This is a genomic window from Streptomyces sp. NBC_00247, assembly GCF_036188265.1.
GTDB lineage: Bacteria > Actinomycetota > Actinomycetes > Streptomycetales > Streptomycetaceae > Streptomyces.
This window is the reverse complement of record NZ_CP108093.1, coordinates 6,014,334-6,035,452: the sequence shown is the minus strand read 5'-3', so window position 1 is coordinate 6,035,452 and position 21,119 is coordinate 6,014,334. Positions and strand designations below refer to the sequence as shown.

The following is a 21,119-nucleotide window of genomic DNA, read 5'->3' as shown; positions in this document are numbered from 1 at the left end:
CGGCCCGGCGGCTCCGGGCCGCCCCGCGGTCTGACGGCTCCGGGCGGGCGCGGTCAGCCGAACCGGGGCGCCGGGCGGCTCCTGCCGCGCCACAGCACGACGGCGCCCACCAGGAACAGGACGCCCGCCGCACCGGCGGCGGGGGCGGTCCAGGCGGCCGGTCCGCCGTCGCCCGACTCGGGGTCGGGACCGGCGCCGAAGTACTTCTTGCCGTAGCCGGCGGAAGCGGCCTTGTTGTCCGCCAGTGCGGCGCCCTTGCCCGCCGCGACAGCCGCCGCCGGATCGACGATGCCGTAGCCGTAGGCGTCGTCCCGGCCACCGGCCGGCGCGTCGCGGGCCGTCTTCGCGAGGAGCGTCTTGATCTGCGCCGGGGTGAGGTCCGGGTGGGCGGCCCGAACCAGGGCCACGGCGCCGGAGACGAAGGCCGCGGCGGCCGAGGTGCCCCACTCGATGTAGTAGTGCCGGTCCGGGTTGGCGACGACGATGTCGAAGCCGGGCGCGCTGACGGTGGCGTACCAGCGCCGGGTGGAGAAGGAGGCGTGGGTGCCGTACTTGTCGACGGCGGCGACGGCGATGACGCCGGGGTAGGCCGCCGGGTAGGAGGTGCTGTCCCCCTTCTCCCCGCTGTTGCCCGCCGAGGCGACGACGGAGACGCCCTTGGCGAGGGCGTACTGGATGGCGTTGTCCTCGGAGGCGTCCGCGTGGGCGGACTTGCTGTCGTCGCCCAGTGACAGGTTGATGACGTCGGCGCCGTGGTCGGCGGCCCAGCGGATGCCGTCGGCCAGGGCGGTGCCCCGGGACGTGCGCGCCTTCGACCGGGAGGTGTCGGCGGATTCGAGGATCACCCGGACCGGCAGGATCTTCGCCCCGGGCGCGACGCCGAGGACGCCGTCGCTCTGGCCGGGGCCGTTGCCGTGTCCGGCGATGATGCCGGCCATGGCGGTGCCGTGCAGGGCCCAGGCCTTGTCGCCGGGGCCCGCCCCGAACCCGATGAGGTCCTTGCCGGGGAGCACCCCGCCGGCCAGGTCGGGGTGGGTGTCGTCGACACCCGTGTCGAGCACCGCGACGGTGATGCCCTCGCCCTTGGTCGTCCGCCAGGCCTGGTCGGTGTGGAGAGCGGCGAGGGCCCACTGCTGGTCGCGGATGGCGTCTGCCCGTGCGGGGGTGGCGGGCAGCAGCGCGAGCAGCCCTGCCGCGCACACGGCGGCGAGGGCCCGGGCGGCCCCGGACCGGGCGGCGGGGACACGGGCGCCGGGGAAACGGGTGCTCATCGCGGCTTCTCCTCCGTCAGGTCGGCGAGCGTCACGCGCAGAGCGCGTTCCACCCCGTCGGCCACGCCCTCGGCGTCGTTGCCCAGGCCCGCCTCCGCGACGGCGGTGGTGGCGCCCCGGGCCATGGCCGCGGCGGCGGGCTGCGGGTCGTGGACGGCCCGTCCGTCCGCGAATCCGGAGACCGCGTACACGAGTACGGGCTCCTCGGTGAGGACGTGCGTCGTCCAGCTGGCACGCTGCGCGGCCCCGAACCCCTCGGCGACGGTGCCCGCGACGGGGTAGGTACGGGGCATCAGATCCTTGCGCCCGCCGAGCTTCTGGTCGGCGAACCTGGTGCCGAGCGCCCGCATCGCTTCGGCGTCCGCCTCGGTGAAGACCATGCCGACGGTGACGACGCCGGACCGCGTCGCGTCGGTGTAGGTGGCGCGGACCACGCGTGCGCAGCCGACCGGGCCGAGGGCGCGTACCAGCAACGGGTCGAGCGCCTCGGCGCAGTCGCCGTCGGCGGCCACCCCGAGCCGGGTCCAGACCCGGTCGGCGCCGCCCGGTCCGGTCCCCCTGCCCTGGAGGGTCCGGGGGAAGAGCGTGTCGACGGGGAGGCTGTGCCAGGCGCTGCGGGCGGTGGACCACGAGGTGTCCCCGCCGGACGATGCCGAGGCGTCGTCGGTGAGCCAGGACCCGGCCACCGCGCCGCCGATCAGCCCCAGCCCGAGCACGACGCAGGCGGCCGCTGCTGCGGTCCTGGCCCGTTGCCGGGGCTCCGGCTTGATCGGCCGCAGCCGGGTCGTCGTCTCCATCGGCGTCTCGGGGAAGCCGTAGCGCGGCGGTACGGGGTACGCGCCGGGCGGCCGAACGCCGTACGGGGCCGGCGGCCCGCCGTACGGGGCGCCCGGCGGCGGGGTGAGGTCGACCGCTCCGACGGTCCTGCGCCGGGCGGCGGGCTGCGGCGGAACGGGGGGCGGCGGAACGGGGCGCGGGGCGGCGGAAGGCGGAGAGACGGAGGGCCGGGCGGGAGCGGCCGGGGGCGGGGACGGCGGGGCGTGCGGCGCGGGACGCGGAGGACCGGCCGGGACGGGCCTCAACCGGGTGGTCGTCTCGGCCGCGGTCGCCGCGGGTGCGACCGGCGGAGCAGCGGCGAACGGCGGAGCAGCGGCGAACGGCGGCGCGGAGGCGGCCGGCGCCGCCGAGGACGCGGGGCGGGCCGGGCGCAGGCGCCTGGTGGTCTCGGACGGGACCTGCCCGGCCGGCGCGGCGGGCGCGGAACCCTGCGCGGGCACGGTAGGGCCGGGGGCGGCTTGCCCGGAAGGAGTGGTGGGAGGTGCGGTCGGTACAGCAGGGGGCGCGGCCGGCGCGGAGGGGGGCGCGTTCGGGGCGGGTGGAGCGGGTGGGGTCGCGGGCGCGGCGGGTACGGACGGCTCGGGAGCCGCGGGCGCGCCCGGAGCGGCGGAGCCGCCGGGCGGGGCGGGGGCGCCGGGCGGGGCCGGTGGGCGGGGCGGCACGGGAGCGTGCTGCGCCTCGGTACTCATCCGTCCCCCTGGTTCACCTCGCGTACCGCTCGCGGAACACGCACCCGGGCACGCCCGTCGGTCGCCGCGTGCCGGTCACTCTACGGGCTGCGGGCGAGCCGCGGGGAACGAGTCCGTCCGGGCGCCGCGTCCGCGCCGGCCGGTCCCGGGGCGGGACGGAAGGGCCGGGTCCGACGCGACGAGACGTCCCGGAGCAGCTATTCTCCCGCAGCCCCTTACCGATGGGTAAGACTCTCTGGCAAGCTGCCGACATGACTGTGCGCGCCACCGACAGGACCCGTTACGACCGGGCCACCGCCCATCTCGACGCACCGATCGCGGTGGTCGACCTGGAGGCTTTCGACGCCAACGCGGACGACCTCGTCGCCCGCGCCGGCGGGAAGCCGGTCAGGGTGGCGAGCAAGTCCGTCCGCTGCCGGGCCCTGCTGGAACGGGTTCTCGCCCGGCCCGGGTTCGCGGGGATCATGTCCTTCACCATGGCGGAGTCGCTCTGGCTGGCCCGGGCGGGCTTCGACGACGTGCTGCTCGCCTACCCCTCCGCCGACCGTTCGGCCTTCGCCGAGCTGGCGGCGGATCCGAAGCTCGCCGCCGCGGTGACGGTGATGGTGGACGACCCGGCGCAGCTGGAGCTGATCGACGCGTCGCGCGCGGGCGGCACCGAGGAGATCCGCGTCGCTCTGGAGCTGGACACCTCGCTGCGCCTGCTGGGTGGCCGGGTCAGGGTGGGCGCGCTGCGCTCGCCGCTGCGCTCCCCCGCTCAACTCGCCGATCTCGCGCGGTCGGTGGCGCGGCGTCCGGGCTTCCGCCTGGTGGGCCTGATGGCGTACGAGGGACACATCGCGGGGGTCGGGGACGCGGTCTCCGGGCGTCCGCTGCGGTCCCGGGCGATCCGGCTGATGCAGGCGACGGCCCGCAGGGAACTGGTGGTGCGCCGCGCCGAGGTGGTCCGCGCGGTGCGTGCGGTGGTGCCGGATCTGGAGTTCGTGAACGGTGGTGGCACCGGCAGTGTGCAGCACACCGCCGCCGAGTCCGCGGTGACGGAGATCGCGGCGGGTTCGGGGCTGTACGTCCCCCGGCTCTTCGACAACTACACGTCGTTCTCCGGCCGTCCGGCGGCGCTCTTCGCGCAGCCCGTCGTCCGCAGGCCGGGGGTGGGCGTGGTGACGGTGCTCGGCGGTGGCTATCCGGCGTCGGGCGCGGCGGGCACGGACCGGCTCCCCGTCCCGTACTTGCCGCACGGGCTGCGCTACGACCCGCAGGAGGGGCCGGGTGAGGTCCAGACGCCGCTGCTGGGGTCGGTCGCCGACGATCTGCTGATCGGCGACAAGGTGTGGTTCCGGCACGCGAAGGCGGGCGAACTGTGCGAGCGGTTCGACGCGTTGCAGCTGATCGAGGGTGACCGGATCACCGCCACCGTACCGACGTACCGGGGCGAGGGGCAGACGTTCCTCTGAGCGCCGCCCGCCCGCGTCCGCCCGGCTGTGGCAGGCTCGGGATCTCGACCGCGGCGGTGAAGGAGTGCGGCCATGCCCCAGTACACGGCGTCCGTAGGGGTGGCCGGTTTCCGGTTCGACGGGTTGCGGGAGTTGCTCGGGCGAGCCGGTCCGGCGCGTTCGGGGGACGAGCTGGCGGGGGTCGCCGCGCGGAGCGACACGGAGCGGACGGCGGCCCGGATCGCGCTGGCCGAGGTGGAGCTGCGGACCTTCCTCGAAGACCCGGTGGTGCCCTACGAGGACGACGAGGTCACCCGGCTGATCGTCGACACCCACGGCTCCGGGGCCTTCGCGCCGGTCGCCGGGATGACGGTCGGCGAGTTCCGCGACTGGCTGCTCTCCTACCGGGCGACCCCAGAGGTCCTGGCCGCGCTGGCGCCGGGGATCACCCCGGAGATGGCCGCGGCGGTGAGCAAGCTGATGCGCAACCAGGACCTGATCCAGGTCGCCCGGGCGTGCACGGTCGTCACCCGGTTCCGGAACACGATCGGGCTGCCGGGGCGGCTCTCGGTGCGCCTCCAGCCCAACCACCCCACGGACGATCCCCGGGGCGTCGCCGCCTCGGTGCTCGACGGGCTGCTGTACGGCTGCGGGGACGCGGTCATCGGCATCAACCCGGCCTCCGATTCCCTGGCCTCGGTGACGGATCTGCTGAGGCTGACGGACGAGATCCGGCAGCGGTACGCGATCCCGACGCAGACCTGCGTACTCACCCATGTCACCCGCACGCTCCGGGCGATCGAGCGGGGCGCGCCGGTGGATCTGGTCTTCCAGTCCGTCGCCGGGACCGAGGCCGCCAACCGTGCCTTCGGCGTCGATCTGGCCCTGCTCGCGGAGGCGCACGACGCGGGGCTCTCGCTGGGCCGGGGCGAACTGGGCGACAACGTCATGTACTTCGAGACCGGCCAGGGCAGCGCGCTCTCCGCCGACGCCCATCACGGCGTCGACCAGCAGACGTTGGAGGCCCGCGCGTACGCGGTGGCGCGCCGGTTCCGTCCGCTGCTGGTCAACACGGTGGTCGGCTTCATCGGCCCGGAGTACCTCTACGACGGTAAGCAGATCGTCCGGGCGGGCCTGGAGGACCACTTCTGCGGCAAGCTGCTCGGTCTGCCGATGGGCGTCGACGTCTGCTACACCAACCACGCCGAGGCCGACCAGGACGACATGGACAGCCTGCTGACGCTGCTCGGCGTGGCGGGCTGCACCTTCGTGATGGGGGTCCCCGGCTCGGACGACGTGATGCTGAACTACCAGTCCACCTCCTTCCACGACGCGTTGTACGTGAGGTCGGTGCTGGGACTGCGTCCCGCGCCGGAGTTCGAGGCGTGGCTGGGGCGGATGGGGATGTACGACTCCGAGGGCCGGGTGGTGGCGCCGGTCGCGCACAGCCCGCTGGTCTCCGGACTCGCCGCGATGATCGGGGAAGCGTGACGGGCCCGGAGGAGAGCCGGAGCCCCGATCCCTGGGAGCCGCTGCGGCTCCACACCCCGGCCCGGGTGGGGCTCGGGCGGACGGGCCACGGGCTGCCGGTCCGGCATCTGCTGGAGTTCCAGGCGGCGCACGCCCAAGCGCGGGACGCGGTGCATCAGGCGGTGGACTTCGCGGCTCTGCGGCCGGGTCTCACGGGCCATCCGGTCGCCGAGGTGCGCAGCGCCGCCCCGGACCGTGCGGCCTATCTGCGCCGCCCGGACCTGGGGCGGCGGCTGCACCGGGAGGACGGGCCGCGCCTGGCGGGGCTGCCCGGCGGTGGAACGCTGGTGGTGATCGCGGACGGGCTCTCGGCCACCGCGGTCCGGCGCCACGCGCTGCCGCTGCTGGACGAGCTGGTGCCGCTGCTCACCGGCGGGAGCGGCGAGCGCGGCGGGGGCCGCGAGTCGGTCCCGGTGGTCCTCGCCTCCCAGGCGCGGGTGGCACTCGGGGACGAGATCGGGGAACGGGTGGGCGCCCGGCTGGTGCTCGTACTGATCGGCGAACGCCCCGGGCTCAGCGCCGCCGACAGCCTCGGCGTCTATCTGACGTACGCGCCCCGGACCGGGCGGCGGGACGCGGAGCGCAACTGCGTCTCCAACATCCACCCTCCCGCCGGGCTCGGCTACCGGGCGGCCGCGCACACGATCGCCTCGCTCGCCGAGGGTGCGCAGCGGCTCGGGCTCTCGGGGGTGGCGCTGGTCGGGGAGGAGCCGGGCGGCCCGGCGGCGCTGCCTTCCCCCGGCCCGGGCCCGTGAGGGACGACGCCGCGAGGTGCGGCGCCGGGGCACGCGAGCCCGGCACGGCCGGAGCGAGAGACCCCTAAGGGTTGACGGTCACCAGTTCCGCCTCGTAGGCGAGGATGACGAGTTGCACTCGGTCGCGGGCACCGAGCTTGGAGAGCAGGCGGGTCACGTACGTCTTGGCGGTGGCGCCGCTGATGCACAGCTTCTCGGCGATCTCGGCGTTGGTCAGGCCGCTGCCGATGAGGGTGAGTACCTCACGCTCGCGGTCGGTGATGCCGGTGAGGCGGCGCGGCGGGGCGGGCGTCGTCGCCGTGGGCGGACGTCGGTCGGCGAACTCGGCGATCAGGCGGCGGGTGACGCCGGGCGCGATGAGGCTGTCGCCGGCGGCGACGACGCGGACGGCGGCAAGGATGTCGTCGAGGGCCATGTCCTTGACGATGAAGCCGGAAGCGCCCGCGCGCAGGGCGCCGTAGACGTACTCGTCGTCGTCGAAGGTGGTCAGCATCAGCACGCGGGTGCCGCTCGGGCCTGCGGTGATGCGCCTGGTGGCCTCGATGCCGTCGGTGCCGGGCATGCGGATGTCCATGACGACGACGTCGGGGGTCAGCGTCTCGGCGAGCGCGGCGGCTTCGGCGCCGTCGCCCGCCTCGCCGACCACTTCCAGGTCCGGGGCGTCGGTGATGACCATCTGCAGGGCGGTTCGGACCAGCGGCTGGTCGTCGGCGAGCAGAACGCGGACGGTCACGGTGCCGCCACCTCCGTCCGGTCGTGGTGCCTGGGCACCGGAAGGGGAAGCCGGGCCGCCACGTGGAAGCCGCCCCCGGGACGCGGCCCCGCGGTGAACTCACCGTGCAGCAGGGCGACACGCTCGCGCATACCGGCGAGGCCGTAGCCGGCCGTGGACGCGTTGCCCGGGCCGCGGCCACCGTCGGTGATCTCAAGGACGATCTCCGCCTCCCGGGAGTCGATGCGCACCAGGCAGGAGCGGGCGTCGGCGTGCCGGACGACGTTGGTGACCGACTCCTGGACGATGCGGTACGCGGACAGGTCGAGGTCCGGTGGCAGCGGCCGCCGCTCCCCCTTCCACTCCACTACCACCCGTACCCCCGCGGCCGTGGTGGCCGCGGCCAGTCGGTCGAGGTCGTCCAGGCCGGGTGCTTCGCGCGGCGGGATCTGCGCGGAGTCCGCCGCACGCAGCGCGCCGAGCATCCGCCGCAACCCCGACAGGGTCTCCCGGCTCGCCTTCTCCACCTCACCGAGCGCCTCCCGGGCCCGTAGCGGCTGGCTGTCGATGACCCGGCGGGCCGCGCCGGACTGCAGGGCGACGATGCCGAGGGTGTGCGCGACGATGTCGTGCAGCTCTCGGGCGATGCGCAGCCGTTCCTCGGTCACGGCCTGAGTGGCTGCCTGGGCTCTGACCTGCTCGGTGTGGAGCCGGGACTGGTGGGCGGAGTCGCCGAGCAGCCAGGCGACCAGCACCGTGAGGGCCACGGCGAGTTGCCCGGCGGTATTGATGGTGCCGCCCCCGTACAACCGCACCGTCAGCGGGATCACCAGGACCACGAACGCCATTCCCGCCGCGCGGGCCGAGCCGCGGCGGGGTGTGGCGGCTGCGATGAAGTACAGGGCGACGTCCGGTGCCAGAAACTGCACCAGCGGGAACTCGGCCGCCTGGCCCAGCAGCGCCGCCCCGAGGGCCGAGCCGAGCAGCAGCAGGGCGTAGGACGTCAGCGGCCGGCGCTCCATCAGCCGACAGGAAACCGGCACCAGGGCTACGGCGGCCAGCAGAATCGGCCAGCTCACGAGCGTCGGGGCGAAGGCGGAGGCGGCCTTGTCGTCGCGGGCGCTGTCGCCCGGCAGGACGAGGAACTCGTCGACGAACGCGAAGCCCATCGCCCCGGCCCAGACGAGTGCCGTCCAGCGGCCGGGCGACAAGCGCTTGAGCAGCGGCGGTTGGCCGGGGTGCGCTGACATGCGGCGATCCTAAGGGCCGCGGTGGGCCAGGTCATCGGGCCATGGTCGTACAACCACGGGTGACACCCCCGCGACCGTGGCTGACATCCGCGGCGCACGATTGTCGACCGGGAGCGGATGCCCCCTCTCGGCCCCGGCCGCCATCGTTGACGCCATGATCGAAGCCAGCGAACTCACCAAGAGATACGGCGGGAAGACCGCCGTGGACACTCTGACCTTCACCGTCCGACCGGGCCGTGTCACCGGGTTCCTCGGTCCGAACGGCGCCGGGAAGTCCACCACCCTGAGACTCGCCCTGGGCCTGCACGAGCCGACCTCCGGCACCGTCACCGTCGGCGGCGTGCGCTTCCGCGACCGCCCGCGAGGCCTCCGTCACGTCGGCGCCCTGCTCGACGCGAACGACGTCCACGGCGGCCGTACCGGCCGGGCACACCTCGCCGCCCTGGCGCGCGGCAACCGCATCCCGCGCAGCCGGGTCGATCAGGTCCTGGCGGAGGTCGGCCTGACCGACGCCGCCCGGCGCCGTGTCGGCGGCTATTCGCTCGGCATGAGGCAGCGCCTCGGCATCGCCACCGCTCTCCTCGGCGACCCGCCGGTGCTGCTCTTCGACGAGCCGCTCAACGGCCTCGACCCCGAGGGCGTGAAGTGGGTTCGCGGGCTGTTCCGGCGGCTGGCGGCGGAAGGGCGCACCGTCTTCGTCTCCAGCCACCTGATGTCGGAGATGGAACACACCGCCGACGAACTCGTCGTCGTCGGCCGGGGCGCGCTCATCGCCGCACAGAGCCTGGCGGACTTCGCCGCCCGCGCCGGCGGCGACTCCGTCACCGTACGGGCCTCGGACGCCGCGGCGCTGACTCCGCTGCTGACGGCCGAGGGCGCGACCGTACGCGCCGACGGCGGCCTGCTCGTCGTCACCGGCCTGCCCGCGCCCCGGATCGGCGAACTGGCCTTCCGGCACCGGGTGCTGCTGCACGAACTGACCACGCGCCGCCCGTCCCTGGAGGAAGCCTTCATGGAACTCACCGCCGACAGCGTCGAGTACGCCGCCAAGGACTCCCGATGAACGCCGTACGCTTCTGCGACCTGATCGCCGCCGAGTGGCTGAAGACGTGGTCGCTGCGCTCGGCCCCGTGGGTGTACCTGGTGACCGCGCTGGCGGCCATCGGCTTCAACGTGGGCCAGGCGTACGACACTTACCACTACTGGAACGAACAGAACGCCGGCAGCCACGCGCGGGAGTTCGTCCGGGACGGCATCCCCGTGCAGAGCGTCTTCACCGACGACGCGAGTATCGTCTTCGCCCTCGCGACCCTTGCCATCGGCGCCGTCGCGATCGCCGGCGAGTACAGCACGGGCCAGATCCGCACCACTTTCACCGCGGTCCCCGCACGGCGGTCGGTGATGGCGGCGAAGCTCGCGGTCACGGCGGGGGTCATGACCGTGTTCGGTGCCGTGGTCGCGCTCGTCTCCTTCTGCACGACCCAGGCGATCCTGGGCCTGAGGGACGTGGGCGTCTCCATCGACCACCCGGGGGCCCTTCGCGCCGTCCTCGCGTCGGCCCTGCTCGCACCCGTCTGCGCCGTGGTCGGCATGGGGATCGGCGCCGTGCTGCGGCACGCCGGAACGTCGATCGTCGCAGGCGTCGTCGTCCTGCTGCTGGCACCCTTCCTCTTCAGCGAGGACCACCACTGGTCGGCCGTCCTCAACCACGCCCTCCCGATGAGCGCGTGGCACCGGCTGATGGAGATCCCCTTCACCCCACCGGTCCCCTACCCGTGGACGTCCACCGGCGCCTGGATCGTCTACGCCGCCTGGGCTCTGGGGGCGGTGGCCCTCGCCGGCACGGTCGTACACCGGCGGGATCAGTAGAGCGACCGGCCCGCCGGGCGTTCAGCCCGTCCGTGCCGTCAGCGAGAGCAGGTCGCGGGCGGGGCCGGCGGGGCGGTGTCCGGTGGGCCAGACGGCCCGCAGCTGGCGCCGGAGGCGTACGCCGGTGAGCGGGACGGGGACGAGCCGGCGGGCGGAGAGTTCCTCGCCGAGGGCCAGTTCGCTCAGGACGCACGGTCCGGCGCCGCTCTCGGCCGCGCTCTTCACGGCGGTCGTGGAGGAGAGTTCGAGGAGCGGCTGGGCCAGACCGCCGTGGCCGGCGAGGGCCGCGTCCAGGACCTGGCGGGTACCGGAGCCCCGCTCGCGGAGGATCAGCGGGGTCGCGGCGAGTTCCTGCGGGGTCAGCAGGGTACGGCGGCGGGCCCAGGGGTGGACGGGGGCGACGACGACCACCAGGCGGTCGTGGGCGACGACCGTGCCGTCGAGCCCCTCCGGAGTGGTGAGGCCCTCCACGAACCCGAGGTCGGCCTCACCGAGAAGGAGCCGGCGGGCCACCTGTACGGAGTTCCCCGCGAGCAGCGAGACGGCGGTGCCGGGGCGTTCGGCGCGCAGCGCGATCAGCCAGCCCGGCAGGAGGTACTCGGCGATCGTCATGCTGGCCGCGACCCGCAGCCGGGAGTCCCGCCGGTCCCGGAGCGCTTGGGCGCCCGCGTCGAAGGCCTCGGCCGCCTCGACGATCCGGCGGGCCCAGTCGGTGACCAGGGCGCCGGCGTCGGTGAGTGTGGAGCCGCGGGGCGATCGGTCGAGCAGGGCGACTCCGAGTTGCCGTTCCATCGTGCGGACCCGGCCCGAGGCGGCGGGCTGGCTGATGCCGAGCTCCTTGGCGGCGCGGCCAAGGCTGCCGTGGCGGGCGACGGAGAGCAGCAGTTCCAGCGCCCCGAGGTCGGGGACGCGATGGGACAGGGGTATGCGGGCGGGGTCGTCGTCGAGGCGGGGCATAACGTCAGCTTATGACCTCATAGACACGAAGTGTCTGGTGGGGTGGAGTACGCGGGAGATAATCATGTAATGGCCATCCATGAGCGGACCCTGACCCGGCCGCCGATCACGCGTCCCGGCCTCCCGGGTTCTGACGCCGCGCACTCCGATGCCCCACGCATGCCGTCGCTGCGCCACTTCGGCCCGAACTGGTACGCGACGGTGATGGGCACCGCGATCCTGGCGAGCGCCGGTGAGGCGCTCCCGGTGGACGTTCCCGGGCTGCGCGGCGCGTGCACCGTCGTCTGGGCGTTCTCCGCCGTCCTGCTGGTGGCCGTGCTCACCGCCCGTACCGGGCACTGGCTCCACCACCGTGACCAGGCCCGGACCCATCTGCTGGACCCGGCGGTCGCCCCGTTCCTCGGCTGTCTGCCGATGGCGCTGCTCTCGGTGGGCGGCGCGACGATGGTCGCCGGGACGCCGGTGCTGGGCGAGCGGGTCGCGCTCGTGGCCGACGTGGTGCTGTACACGGCGGGCTCGGTGCTGGGGCTCGCCGTCGCGGTGACCGTGCCGTACCTGATGGTGGTGCGCCACCGCATCGACGTCGGCAGCGCCGCCCCCGCGTGGCTGCTGCCGCTGGTCCCGCCCCTGGTCTCCGCCTCGCTCGGCCCGCTGCTGATCCGGCACCTCCCGGCCGGCCAGGGGCGTGAGGCACTGCTCCTCGGCTGTTACGCGATGTTCGGGCTGACACTGCTGGCGACCCTCGCCGTGCTCCCCCTGGTCCTGGCGCGGCTGCTGCACCACGGCCCGCTTCCCCTCGCGCTGACACCGACGCTCTTCCTGGTGCTGGGGCCGCTCGGCCAGTCGACCACCGCCGTGAACCAGCTGGCCGACGTGGCGCCGGGCACGGTGGGCGCCCCGTACGCGACCGGGCTCGGGGCACTCGCGGTGCTCTACGGGGTGCCGGTCATGGGATTCGCGCTGCTCTGGCTGGCCCTCTCGACGGCCCTCACCGTGCGCGCCCTGCGGGCCGGGATGAGCTTCGCGATGACGTGGTGGGGCTTCACCTTCCCGCTCGGCACCTGCGTGACCGGGGCGGCGGGTCTGGCCCGCCACACCGGGCTGCACGCCTTCGGCTGGCTGGCCGAGGCGCTCTTCGTCTGCCTGGTGGCCGCGTGGGCGGTGGCCGGGGCGCGTACCGTACGGGGCCTGCGCGGTGGCGCGCTGCTCGCGCCGCCCGTAGCGGCACGCCCCGTCGTGACGGGCTGAGCGCCGGCCGGCGTCCGGCTGCCCGGAGCGGGGCCGGGTGCCCGGGTCGTGCCCCGGGCCCCTCAGCGGCGGGAGTCGTAGGTGGCGTCGATGTGCTCGGCCACCGCGACGACCAGCAGCCGGGTGCCGGGAAGGGTGGCCCGCCAGCGGTGGCGCACCCCGCCGGAGAGGAAGAGCGTGTCGCCGCGGTCCAGGCGGTAGGCCTGGCCCTCCGCCTCCACCTCGACGGCGCCCTCGACGACGTACATGAGCTCGTCGTTGCGGTGCTGGAACTCGCGGCCGAGGTCCTGCTCCCCGATGAACTCCAGGGCGCTGAGCTGGTGGCGTCCGCGCACCACCCGGCGGGCACCGTCCTCGTCGCCGCCGCGCACCACGTCCACGGCGCGCGCCGAGTCGGCGGCCTCGCGCAACTTGGCGGTGGTGGTCTCCAGCGCCCCGGCGACCCGGGTGAGCGACTGGGCGCTGGGCCGGGCCCGCTCGTTCTCGATCTGGCTGAGGAAGGGCACCGAGAGGCCGCTGCGCGCGGCCACGGCGGCCAGCGTGAGCCCCAGGCTTCTTCGGCGCCGGCGCACGGCGGCGCCCACCCGCAGTGCTTCCTTCTCGTCCTTCTCGCCCATGTCCGCTCCCTCCCGCCCGGCCATCCTCCCGGCTGCCAGCACCTTACGCACATGGTTGCGCGATTCCCTCACCGAGGAGAAGTTCCGGCAACGCGCGGGGGGTGGCCCCCGCCTTTCGGCGTTGACCACCCCTGACCTGCGCGGACGAGCTTCGGGCCGCTACTGCGGCGCCATCGCGTCCACGATTCCCGGATGGGCGCCCATCCAGGACTTCACGGCTTCCTCCTCGTGACCGGTACCGGCCTTGGCGATGCCGTTCTCCAGTCCGGCGAGCTGGTCCTCGCTCAGCTTGAAGTCCTTGAACCACTTCGTGAGCTGCGGGTAGTTCTCCGGGAACTCCTTGCTCGCGACCGTGTGCAGCCGGTCACCGGTGCCGAAGCCCTTCTTCGGGTCCGCCAGCTTGGTGAGGTCGTACTGGTCGTACGCCCAGTGCGGGGTCCAGAGCACGACGGCGATCGGCTCCTTCTTCGCGTACGCCCGCTTCAGCTCGGCGAGCATGCCGGGGGTGGAGGAGTCGACGACCTTGTACTCCTTGTCCAGCCCGTAGGCCGGCAGCACGTTGTTCTTCAGGTTCTCCATGGTGGCGGTGCCGGGCTCGATGCCGACGATGCGCCCCTTGAACTGCGAGGACTTGCCCTTGAGATCGGCGAGCGTCTTCACGTCCTTGACGTAGGAGGGCACCGCGATCTCGATGGAGGTGGGGCCGTACCAGGAACCGACGTCGGTCAGGTCGTTCTTGTACTTCTTCCAGTAGTTCGCCTGCGTGTAGGGCAGCCAGCCGTCGAACTGGACGTCGATCTGGCCGCGCGACATCGCCGCGTACATCGGTCCGACCTCGAACTGCTTGAGGTTGATGGTGTAGCCGCGCTGCTCCAGGACCGCCTTCCACAGGTAGGTGGCGGCGATGTCCTCCTCCCACGGGAACCAGGCGACGTTCAGCGCGCGGGCGCGCTCGTCCTTGCCGTCGGCGGCCTTGGACGCCTTCGCCGACGGGGTCCACTTGGCGGCGGCGTCGGGGTTGGCCTTCAGCCAGGTGCGGACGGCGTCCTGCTCCTTGCCCGCGCCGGCCTTCTGGATCTCGGCCTCCAGGCTGGTGAGCTGCTTCTCACTCATCGTGAAGTTCTTCAGCCAGGACGCGGCCTCGGGGTTGTCGGCGGCGAAGCCCTTGCGGGAGAGGGTGTGGATGCCGTCGCCCTTGCCCCAGAGGTTCTTGGTGTCCTTGAGCTTCGTCAGGTCGTAATCGTCGTAGGCCCAGTGCGGCGACCAGAGCGGAACCACGATCGGTTCCTTCTTGGCGTACGCGCGCTTCAGCTCGGCCAGCATCGAGGGCGTGGAGCCGTCGACCACCTTGTACTCGCCGTCCAGGCCGTACCCCGGCAGGATCTTGTCCTTCAGCAGGGCCGACTCGCCGGCGCTCGGCTCGATGCCGACGATCCGGTTCTTGAACGAGGCGCCCTTGCCCTTGAGGTCGTCGAGGGTCTTGACGTCCTTGACGTAGGAGGGGACGGCCAGCTCCAGCGAGGTGGGGCCGTACCAGGAACCCAGGTCGTCCAGGCGGTCCTTGTACTTCTTCCAGTAGCTGGCGTGGGTGACGGGGAGCCAGGAGTCGGTCTCGAAGTCGATCTGACCGTTGGCCATGCCGGTGTACAGCGCCCCGGCCTCGTACTGCTTGACGTCGACCTCGAAGCCCTGGCGCTCCAGCAGCTCCTTCCACAGGTACGTGGAGGCGATGCCCTCGTCCCAGGGGATGTACCCCATGCTGATCTTCTTGCCCGCGCCGACGGACGAGGAGGACGCGGCGGTGGCGGAGGACCCGCCGCCGCCGAAGACGCCCATGCCGCCGGCGACGAGCGCGAGGATCACCACGCCGGTGAGCGCGACGGCGCCCTGCGGGCGGTAGTTCCAGAACTTCGGGCCACCGGCAAGGGCCTGGGCCTTGGCGAGCGCCCGGCGGCCCAGCGGGGAGACCTCGCGCCCCAGCGCGCCCGTCATCCGGTCCAGGTACATGGCGAGGATGACGATGGAGACGCCCGCCTCGAAGCCGAGGCCCACGTCGACGTTGCCGATGGCGCGGTAGACCGAGCCGCCGAGGCCGCCGCCGCCGACCATGCCGGCGATGACCACCATGGACAGGCCCAGCATGATGACCTGGTTGATGCCCGCCATGATCGTGGGCAGCGCCAGCGGGAGCTGCACGCGCAGCAGGGTGTTGCGGGAGGTGGTGCCGAACGCCTCGGCCGCCTCGACGAGTTCGCCGTCGACCTGGCGGATGCCGAGTTCGGTCATCCGGACACCCGGAGGCAGCGCGAAGATGATGGTGGCGATGATGCCGGGGACGACACCGACGCCGAAGAAGATCACGCCGGGGATCAGGTAGACCATGGCGGGCATGGTCTGCATGAAGTCGAGCACCGGCCGGGTCACCGCGCTGACGTTCTTGGACCGGGAGGCCCAGATGCCGAGCGGGACCGCCAGGACCAGCGTGACGATGGTGGCGACGAGCACCAGGGTGAGGGTGTCCATCGCCTCGTCCCACAGCTCGACGGAGTCGATGAGGGCGAATCCCACGAACGCCAGGACGCCTGCGGGCAGTCCGCGCAGCCACCAGGCGATGACGGCGACGATGCCCGCGAAGAGCAGCGGGGCGGGGGCGGAAAGGACGGCCGCGATGCCGTCGAACATGCCGCTGACGATCGAGCTGATGGCGTCGAAGAGCCAGGCGAGGTGGGTCTGCAGCCAGTCGACCGCGGAGTTGACCCATTCGCCGAGAGGGAGCCTAAACACGGGCCACCCTCTTCGCGGTGAGGCCGTCGGCGTCGTCCGCTCCGGCGGGCGCGGTGTCCTCTGCGGCGGGCATCGGAGCGGCGGGCTTCATCGGCTCGCCCAGGACGGCGAGGAGCCGCTCGCGCGGGACCACCCCGGTGAGCCTGCCCCGCTCGTCGGTCACGGCGACCGGGGTGCCGCTCGACGCGCACGGGGTGAAGAGCTCGATGATGGGCGTGGACTCGGCGACGGTGGCCGGGGCCGCGTCCAGCACGTCCTGCGGGGTGCGCAGTTCGGTGCCGTCCTCGGTCGTGGAGCCCATGACGGTGTGCGGTTCGGCCATGATGGCGCCGGCGGTCAGTACCCGGGCGCGGTCGACGTCCTGGGTGAAGGAGGCGACGTAGTCGTTGGCCGGGGTGACGAGGATGTCCTCGGCGGTGCCGAGCTGGACTATCTCGCCGTTGCGCATCACCGCGATGCTGTCGCCGAGGCGCATGGCCTCGTTGAGGTCGTGGGTGATGAAGACGATGGTCTTCTTCAGTCGCTTCTGGAGTTCCAGGAGCTGGTCCTGCATGTCGCGGCGGATCAGCGGGTCCAGCGCGCTGAAGGACTCGTCCATCAGCAGCAGGTCGGCGTCGGTGGCCAGCGCGCGGGCCAGTCCGACGCGCTGCTGCATACCGCCCGACAGCTCGTCGGGCCAGGAGTCCTCCCAGCCGCCGAGCCCGGTCAGTTCCAGTGCCTCGGCGGCGCGCTTCTCACGCTCGGCCTTGGCCACGCCCTGCACTTCCAGTCCGTACGCGGCGTTCTCCAGCACACTGCGGTGCGGGAAGAGCGCGAAGTGCTGGAAGACCATGCTGATCCTGGACGAGCGGACGTGACGGAGCTCGCGCGGAGTCAGCGACGTCAGGTCCTGGCCGTCGAACAGCACCCTTCCGGCTGTGGGGTCCAGCAGTCCGTTGAGCATCCGCAGAAGTGTGGACTTGCCCGAGCCCGAGAGACCCATCACGACGAAGATCTGCCCCGGTTCCACGGTGAACGACGCGTCGATCACCGCTGCGGTCGTTCCGTCGGCGCGCAGCTCGTCACGGCTCGCGCCTGCTTCGAGTTTCTCCACGGCCTGATCGGGTCGTCTGCCGAACACCTTGTACAGGTGTTCGGCCTGCAGCCTTGACACATACACCTCGCGGGTTGAACCGGAAACGGACCGCCACCCCCGTCGGCGGACCGTGGAGCGGCACGGAATCTGCCCGCATGGCACATACACAAGTTGAAATTTGGACGTGCTCCGCTCCGGTGCCGCGTCTGCCCGCACTTATGGGGAGCAAACACGAATGTGACCCGGGTCACTCACCCGGCCCGGAACCAGGCAGGTCCGGTGGACGTCGGCCCGGGCCGGTGTCGGTGCCGTGGGGCATGATCGGGGGGTGACGCGACGCCTGATGCTCCTCGACACCGCTTCCCTGTACTACCGCGCCTACTTCGGCGTGCCGGACTCGGTGCGCGCACCGGACGGCACCCCGGTCAACGCGGTGCGCGGGCTGCTGGACTTCATCGGCCGGCTGGTCCAGGACCACCACCCCGACGACCTGGTGGCCTGCATGGACGCGGACTGGCGGCCGGCCTGGCGGGTCGAGCTGATCCCCACGTACAAGGCGCACCGGGTGGCGGTGGAGACCCCGGCCGGACAGGCCGACGTGGAGGAGACCCCGGACACCCTCGCCCCGCAGGTCCCGATGATCGAGGCGGTGCTGGACGCGGTGGGCATCGCCCGCGTGGGCGTCGCCCCGTACGAGGCGGACGACGTCATCGGCACGCTCACCGGCCTGGCGAAGGGGCCGGTGGACATCGTGACCGGTGACCGGGACCTCTATCAGCTGGTGGACGACGAGCGTGGAGTCCGGGTGCTGTACCCGCTCAAGGGCGTCGGGACGCTCCAGGTGACCGACGAGGCGGTGCTGCGCGAGAAGTACGGCGTGGACGGCCGGGGTTACGTCGACCTGGCGCTGCTGCGCGGCGACCCCAGCGACGGCCTCCCCGGCGTCCCCGGCATCGGCGAGAAGACGGCCGCGAAGCTGCTGGACGCCTACGGGGACCTGGCCGGCATCATGGCCGCCGTGGACGACCCTGCCGCGAAGCTGACCCCCTCGCAGCGCCGGCGGCTGGACGAGGCCCGGGATTACGTCGCCCTCGCGCCGAAGGTGGTGCGGGTCGCCGGGGACGTACCGCTGCCGGCGTTCGACCCGGTGCTGCCCCGCGAGGCACGCGACCCGGTGGCCCTCTCGGAGCTGGCCGAGCGGTGGGGGCTGCGCGGGGCGCTGCAACGGCTCCTGTCGGCGCTGCACTCCTGAGGACCGCCGCCGCACCCCGCCGCCGCACCCCGCCGCGGCGGCCGCCCAGGGCCGGAAACCACCCGCCGACCCCGTCCGCCCACAGGAAGCCGTGGTTCCCTGGACGGAGGGCGCGACGGGGTGTGCGACCGCCCGGGGGACGCACCGCGCACGCATTGCTTACGGGACCACCCGTGCCCCGGCCACCGGAGCGGTGCTAGCTTAGGTAGACCTAAGTCCTTCGGGTCCCCGGGTGCCGAATCCCCGCCTTCCGGGTCCCGCACGTTCCAGTACAGGGAGATCCACGTGGCACGTCCGACGCGGCAACCGCCCAAGGGCAAGGGTGCGCAGGTCGTGCGCACCGAACAGATCACCCCTCACATGGTGCGGGTGGTCCTGGGCGGCGAAGGGCTCGCCTCCTTCCGGACCGAGGGCTTCGCCGACCATTACGTGAAGCTCTGCTTCGCACCCGAGGGCGCCGACTACACGCACCCGTTCGACATGGCGGCGATCCGCGAGTCGTACCCGCGCGAGCTGTGGCCGACCACGCGTACGTACACCGTGCGCTCCTGGGACCCGGCCGCCCGTGAACTCGCGATCGACTTCGTGGTGCACGGCGACGAGGGTCTGGCCGGCCCGTGGGCCGCGAACGCCTCCGTCGGCGACTGGATGACACTCCTCGGTCCGGGCGGCGGCTACGCCCCGCAGGAGACGGCCGGCTGGCACCTGCTGGTGGGCGACGAGAGTGCGATTCCGGCCATCGCCGTGGCGCTGGAGCAGATGCCCGCCGACGCCCGGGGTCACGTCTTCGTCGAGGTCTCCGACGCTTCGGAGCAGCAGAAGGTGACCGTCCCCTCCGGGGTGTCGGTGAGCTGGCTGCACCGGGGCGAGCGCCCGGTCGGCGAGCTGGTGACCGCCGCCGTGCTGGGGCTGGACTTCCCGGAGGGCGAAGTGCAGGCGTTCGTCCACGGCGAGGCGGGCTTCGTCAAGGAGATCCGCCGGTACCTGCGGGTGGAGCGCCAGATCCCGCTGGACCAGCTGTCGATCTCCGGTTACTGGCGCCTCGGCCAGAACGACGACGCCTGGCGCGCCGTCAAGCGCGAGTGGAACGAGCAGGTCGAGCGCGAGCAGGAGAGCGGCACCGCCTCCGACTGACGCCGACTGCCCACCGGGCCCCGGCCACCGTCCCCGGACGGGCGGCCGGGGCTTTCGCGTGTCCGGATTTCGCCGTGCCGGACAATCCGTACCCATCCGTACGGCCACCGGCTCCGAATGAAGGTGGTACTCCATGAACCTCCTGTGAGGAAGCCGCGTTGAAAGAAGCCGTGTACATCGGCCCCGTGCCCTCGGCCGGTCCCGATCTGCAGGACCTGCTGGTCCAGGTCGCCCGGGGTGATCAGGACGCCTTCGCCCAGGTCCACGACGCGATCTGCGGACCCGTCCTCGGTCTGGTCCGTACCGTGCTGCGGGACCCGGCCCAGTCCGAGGAGGTCACGCAGGAGGTGCTGGTGGAGGTGTGGCGGACCGCTCCCCGCTTCCAGCCGTCCCGGGGCAGCGCCATGAACTGGGTGCTGACGCTCGCCCACCACCGTGCGGTGGACCGGGTCCGCTCCGCCGAGGCGTCCGCCGCGCGGGAGCACCGGGCAGCGCTGCTCGACCGCACTCCGGCGTTCGACGAGGTCACCGAGCAGGTCGAGACCAGGCTGGAGCGCGAACAGGTCCGCCGCTGCCTGCGCACCCTCTCCGAACTCCAGCGCGAGTCGGTGACCCTGGCCTACTACCGGGGTCTGACCTACCGCGAGGTCGCCGAACTCCTCTCCGTACCGCTGGGGACCGTCAAGACACGGCTGCGCGACGGGCTGATCCGGATGCGCGACTGCCTGGGGGTGAGCGCGTGAGCACTGCCGAACTGCACACGCTGACCGGGGCGTACGCACTGCACGCCCTCCCCGAGGACGAGCGCCGCGCCTTCGAGCGCCACCTGACCGAGTGCCGGGCGTGCGCGCAGGAGGTGTCGGAGCTCTCCGCCACGGCGGCCCGCCTCGCCCTCGCGGTCGCCGCCGCTCCCCCGCGCGGCATGCGCGAGGAGGTGCTGCGCAGGATCGCGACGGTCCGTCAGGAGGGTCCGGGCCACGGCACCCCCGGCCGCGCGGCGAGGGCGTCCGGCGTCCCCGGACGCTGGTCCCGTTACGCGCTGGCCGCCTGCCTCGCCGCCGCGGCGGCCTTGGGCGGGATCGCCGTGTGGCAGAGCCAGCTCGCCCGGGGCGCCCAGCAGCAGGCCGACCGCGCCCACCGGCAGAGCGAATTGCTGGCCAGGGTGCTCTCCGCGCCGGACGCCAGGACCGTCTCGGGCCGCCCCGGGGCCGGCGCGCGCGGCACGGTCGTGGTCTCCGCGAGCGTGAACCGGGCGGTGTTCCTCGCCTCCGGCCTGGCACGCCCGCCCCGCGGCGAGGTCTACCAACTCTGGTTCGCCGACGGCGGAGCGATGCGCCCGGCCGGGCTGATGGACCCGGACGCGACGGACGCGTCCGTGCTCCTGGACGGGCCGGTGGACCGGGCGACGGGCATCGGCATCACGGTCGAGCCTGCGGGCGGATCGGCCCGGCCGACGTCGGAGCCGCTGGCACTGATGGACTTCCCGCCGGCCTGATCGGGGGTGTCGTCGGGGAGGACGGGCCCGGGGCCTCTTCACGGAGGCCGCGGGCCCGCGTACGCCTGCGGGACGGTGTTGTCCGTGCCGCCCGGCCCCGCCCCTGCGCCGCAGCCTGTCCGTACGTCAACGGCACTCCGTACGTGGCACGTTCGGGTGAACGACCAATCCGCCGGCCGGTCCGCCCCGAATCCCTGGTGTGACAGCAGAC

At 73.2% G+C, this 21,119-nt stretch carries 18 protein-coding genes; 10 read left to right on the top strand and 8 right to left on the bottom strand.

What is annotated here, in order from left to right; genetic code table 11:
- Positions 1-53: 53 nt before the first annotated feature.
- Positions 54-1,271 (bottom strand): type VII secretion-associated serine protease mycosin, encoded by a 1,218-nt coding sequence (gene mycP, locus OHT52_RS26275; RefSeq protein ID WP_328722654.1) that lies wholly within the window; start codon positions 1,269-1,271, stop codon positions 54-56.
- On the bottom strand, positions 1,268-2,068 hold the full coding sequence (locus tag OHT52_RS26270) for a hypothetical protein (RefSeq protein WP_328722653.1): 801 nt from the start codon (positions 2,066-2,068) through the stop codon (positions 1,268-1,270). The genes mycP and OHT52_RS26270 overlap by 4 nt, the downstream gene beginning before the upstream one ends.
- A gap of 980 nt (positions 2,069-3,048) precedes the next feature.
- Between OHT52_RS26270 and OHT52_RS26265 the strand changes: the two genes are divergently transcribed.
- The 3 genes from OHT52_RS26265 (at position 3,049) to eutC (ending at position 6,515) form a co-directional block, all read left to right on the top strand.
- Positions 3,049-4,251: an amino acid deaminase/aldolase gene (locus OHT52_RS26265; protein WP_328722652.1), complete on the top strand. Its 1,203-nt coding sequence runs from the start codon at positions 3,049-3,051 to the stop codon at positions 4,249-4,251.
- 72 nt (positions 4,252-4,323) lie between these two features.
- The gene (locus OHT52_RS26260; RefSeq protein ID WP_328722651.1) at positions 4,324-5,721 is read left to right on the top strand and encodes an ethanolamine ammonia-lyase subunit EutB; all 1,398 of its coding nucleotides are present in this window, start codon (positions 4,324-4,326) and stop codon (positions 5,719-5,721) included.
- Positions 5,718-6,515: an ethanolamine ammonia-lyase subunit EutC gene (gene eutC / locus OHT52_RS26255; RefSeq protein WP_328722650.1), complete on the top strand. Its 798-nt coding sequence runs from the start codon at positions 5,718-5,720 to the stop codon at positions 6,513-6,515. Before OHT52_RS26260 ends, eutC begins: the two co-directional genes overlap by 4 nt.
- A gap of 64 nt (positions 6,516-6,579) precedes the next feature.
- Here the strand turns inward: eutC and OHT52_RS26250 are convergent, their stop codons facing one another.
- Positions 6,580-7,248: a response regulator transcription factor gene (locus OHT52_RS26250; protein ID WP_328722649.1), complete on the bottom strand. Its 669-nt coding sequence runs from the start codon at positions 7,246-7,248 to the stop codon at positions 6,580-6,582.
- On the bottom strand, positions 7,245-8,477 hold the full coding sequence (locus tag OHT52_RS26245) for a sensor histidine kinase (protein ID WP_328722648.1): 1,233 nt from the start codon (positions 8,475-8,477) through the stop codon (positions 7,245-7,247). Before OHT52_RS26245 ends, OHT52_RS26250 begins: the two co-directional genes overlap by 4 nt.
- A 154-nt stretch (positions 8,478-8,631) precedes the next feature.
- Between OHT52_RS26245 and OHT52_RS26240 the strand changes: the two genes are divergently transcribed.
- Together OHT52_RS26240 and OHT52_RS26235 are read left to right on the top strand one after the other, a co-directional pair.
- On the top strand, positions 8,632-9,540 hold the full coding sequence (locus OHT52_RS26240; protein ID WP_328722647.1) for an ATP-binding cassette domain-containing protein: 909 nt from the start codon (positions 8,632-8,634) through the stop codon (positions 9,538-9,540).
- Positions 9,537-10,346, top strand: coding sequence for an ABC transporter permease (locus OHT52_RS26235; protein WP_328722646.1), 810 nt, complete (start codon positions 9,537-9,539; stop codon positions 10,344-10,346). Before OHT52_RS26240 ends, OHT52_RS26235 begins: the two co-directional genes overlap by 4 nt.
- 21 nt (positions 10,347-10,367) lie before the next feature.
- Here OHT52_RS26235 and OHT52_RS26230 read toward each other — a convergent pair whose 3' ends face one another.
- A complete protein-coding gene (locus tag OHT52_RS26230) occupies positions 10,368-11,303 on the bottom strand; it encodes a LysR family transcriptional regulator (RefSeq protein ID WP_328722645.1) in 936 nt (311 codons plus the stop codon).
- 69 nt (positions 11,304-11,372) lie between these two features.
- Between OHT52_RS26230 and OHT52_RS26225 the strand changes: the two genes are divergently transcribed.
- On the top strand, positions 11,373-12,551 hold the full coding sequence (locus OHT52_RS26225) for a TDT family transporter (protein WP_443046669.1): 1,179 nt from the start codon (positions 11,373-11,375) through the stop codon (positions 12,549-12,551).
- A 62-nt stretch (positions 12,552-12,613) separates the two neighbouring features.
- On the opposite strand, the gene OHT52_RS26220 is transcribed toward OHT52_RS26225, so the two are convergent.
- The 3 genes from OHT52_RS26220 to OHT52_RS26210 all read right to left on the bottom strand — a co-directional run bounded on the left by OHT52_RS26220 (position 12,614) and on the right by OHT52_RS26210 (position 17,105).
- Positions 12,614-13,168, bottom strand: coding sequence for a helix-turn-helix domain-containing protein (locus OHT52_RS26220; protein ID WP_328722644.1), 555 nt, complete (start codon positions 13,166-13,168; stop codon positions 12,614-12,616).
- A gap of 159 nt (positions 13,169-13,327) precedes the next feature.
- On the bottom strand, positions 13,328-15,952 hold the full coding sequence (locus tag OHT52_RS26215; protein WP_328722643.1) for an ABC transporter permease/substrate binding protein: 2,625 nt from the start codon (positions 15,950-15,952) through the stop codon (positions 13,328-13,330).
- Positions 15,945-17,105: a quaternary amine ABC transporter ATP-binding protein gene (locus OHT52_RS26210; RefSeq protein ID WP_328722642.1), complete on the bottom strand. Its 1,161-nt coding sequence runs from the start codon at positions 17,103-17,105 to the stop codon at positions 15,945-15,947. The genes OHT52_RS26215 and OHT52_RS26210 overlap by 8 nt, the downstream gene beginning before the upstream one ends.
- A 265-nt stretch (positions 17,106-17,370) precedes the next feature.
- On the opposite strand from OHT52_RS26210, the gene OHT52_RS26205 reads away from it, so the two are divergent.
- The 4 genes from OHT52_RS26205 to OHT52_RS26190 all read left to right on the top strand — a co-directional run bounded on the left by OHT52_RS26205 (position 17,371) and on the right by OHT52_RS26190 (position 20,908).
- The gene (locus OHT52_RS26205) at positions 17,371-18,279 is read left to right on the top strand and encodes a 5'-3' exonuclease (RefSeq protein WP_328723905.1); all 909 of its coding nucleotides are present in this window, start codon (positions 17,371-17,373) and stop codon (positions 18,277-18,279) included.
- 285 nt (positions 18,280-18,564) lie between these two features.
- Positions 18,565-19,413: a siderophore-interacting protein gene (locus OHT52_RS26200; RefSeq protein WP_328722641.1), complete on the top strand. Its 849-nt coding sequence runs from the start codon at positions 18,565-18,567 to the stop codon at positions 19,411-19,413.
- A gap of 158 nt (positions 19,414-19,571) precedes the next feature.
- Positions 19,572-20,156, top strand: a complete 585-nt coding sequence (locus OHT52_RS26195; protein ID WP_328722640.1) for a sigma-70 family RNA polymerase sigma factor — start codon at positions 19,572-19,574, stop codon at positions 20,154-20,156.
- Positions 20,153-20,908, top strand: a complete 756-nt coding sequence (locus OHT52_RS26190) for an anti-sigma factor (RefSeq protein WP_328722639.1) — start codon at positions 20,153-20,155, stop codon at positions 20,906-20,908. Before OHT52_RS26195 ends, OHT52_RS26190 begins: the two co-directional genes overlap by 4 nt.
- The last annotated feature ends 211 nt before the right edge of the window (positions 20,909-21,119 follow it).

What these genes read in the sequence shown, in the direction of transcription:
- OHT52_RS26235 (WP_328722646.1), top strand. Translation starts at nt 9,537, where the DNA reads ATGAACGCCGTACGCTTCTGCGACCTGATCGCCGCCGAGTGGCTGAAG.
- OHT52_RS26270 (WP_328722653.1), bottom strand. Translation starts at nt 2,068, where the DNA reads ATGGAGACGACGACCCGGCTGCGGCCGATCAAGCCGGAGCCCCGGCAA.
- OHT52_RS26225 (WP_443046669.1), top strand. Translation starts at nt 11,373, where the DNA reads ATGGCCATCCATGAGCGGACCCTGACCCGGCCGCCGATCACGCGTCCC.
- OHT52_RS26220 (WP_328722644.1), bottom strand. Translation starts at nt 13,168, where the DNA reads ATGGGCGAGAAGGACGAGAAGGAAGCACTGCGGGTGGGCGCCGCCGTG.
- OHT52_RS26230 (WP_328722645.1), bottom strand. Translation starts at nt 11,303, where the DNA reads ATGCCCCGCCTCGACGACGACCCCGCCCGCATACCCCTGTCCCATCGC.
- OHT52_RS26240 (WP_328722647.1), top strand. Translation starts at nt 8,632, where the DNA reads ATGATCGAAGCCAGCGAACTCACCAAGAGATACGGCGGGAAGACCGCC.
- OHT52_RS26205 (WP_328723905.1), top strand. Translation starts at nt 17,371, where the DNA reads ATGCTCCTCGACACCGCTTCCCTGTACTACCGCGCCTACTTCGGCGTG.
- mycP (WP_328722654.1), bottom strand. Translation starts at nt 1,271, where the DNA reads ATGAGCACCCGTTTCCCCGGCGCCCGTGTCCCCGCCGCCCGGTCCGGG.
- OHT52_RS26260 (WP_328722651.1), top strand. Translation starts at nt 4,324, where the DNA reads ATGCCCCAGTACACGGCGTCCGTAGGGGTGGCCGGTTTCCGGTTCGAC.
- OHT52_RS26265 (WP_328722652.1), top strand. Translation starts at nt 3,049, where the DNA reads ATGACTGTGCGCGCCACCGACAGGACCCGTTACGACCGGGCCACCGCC.
- OHT52_RS26245 (WP_328722648.1), bottom strand. Translation starts at nt 8,477, where the DNA reads ATGTCAGCGCACCCCGGCCAACCGCCGCTGCTCAAGCGCTTGTCGCCC.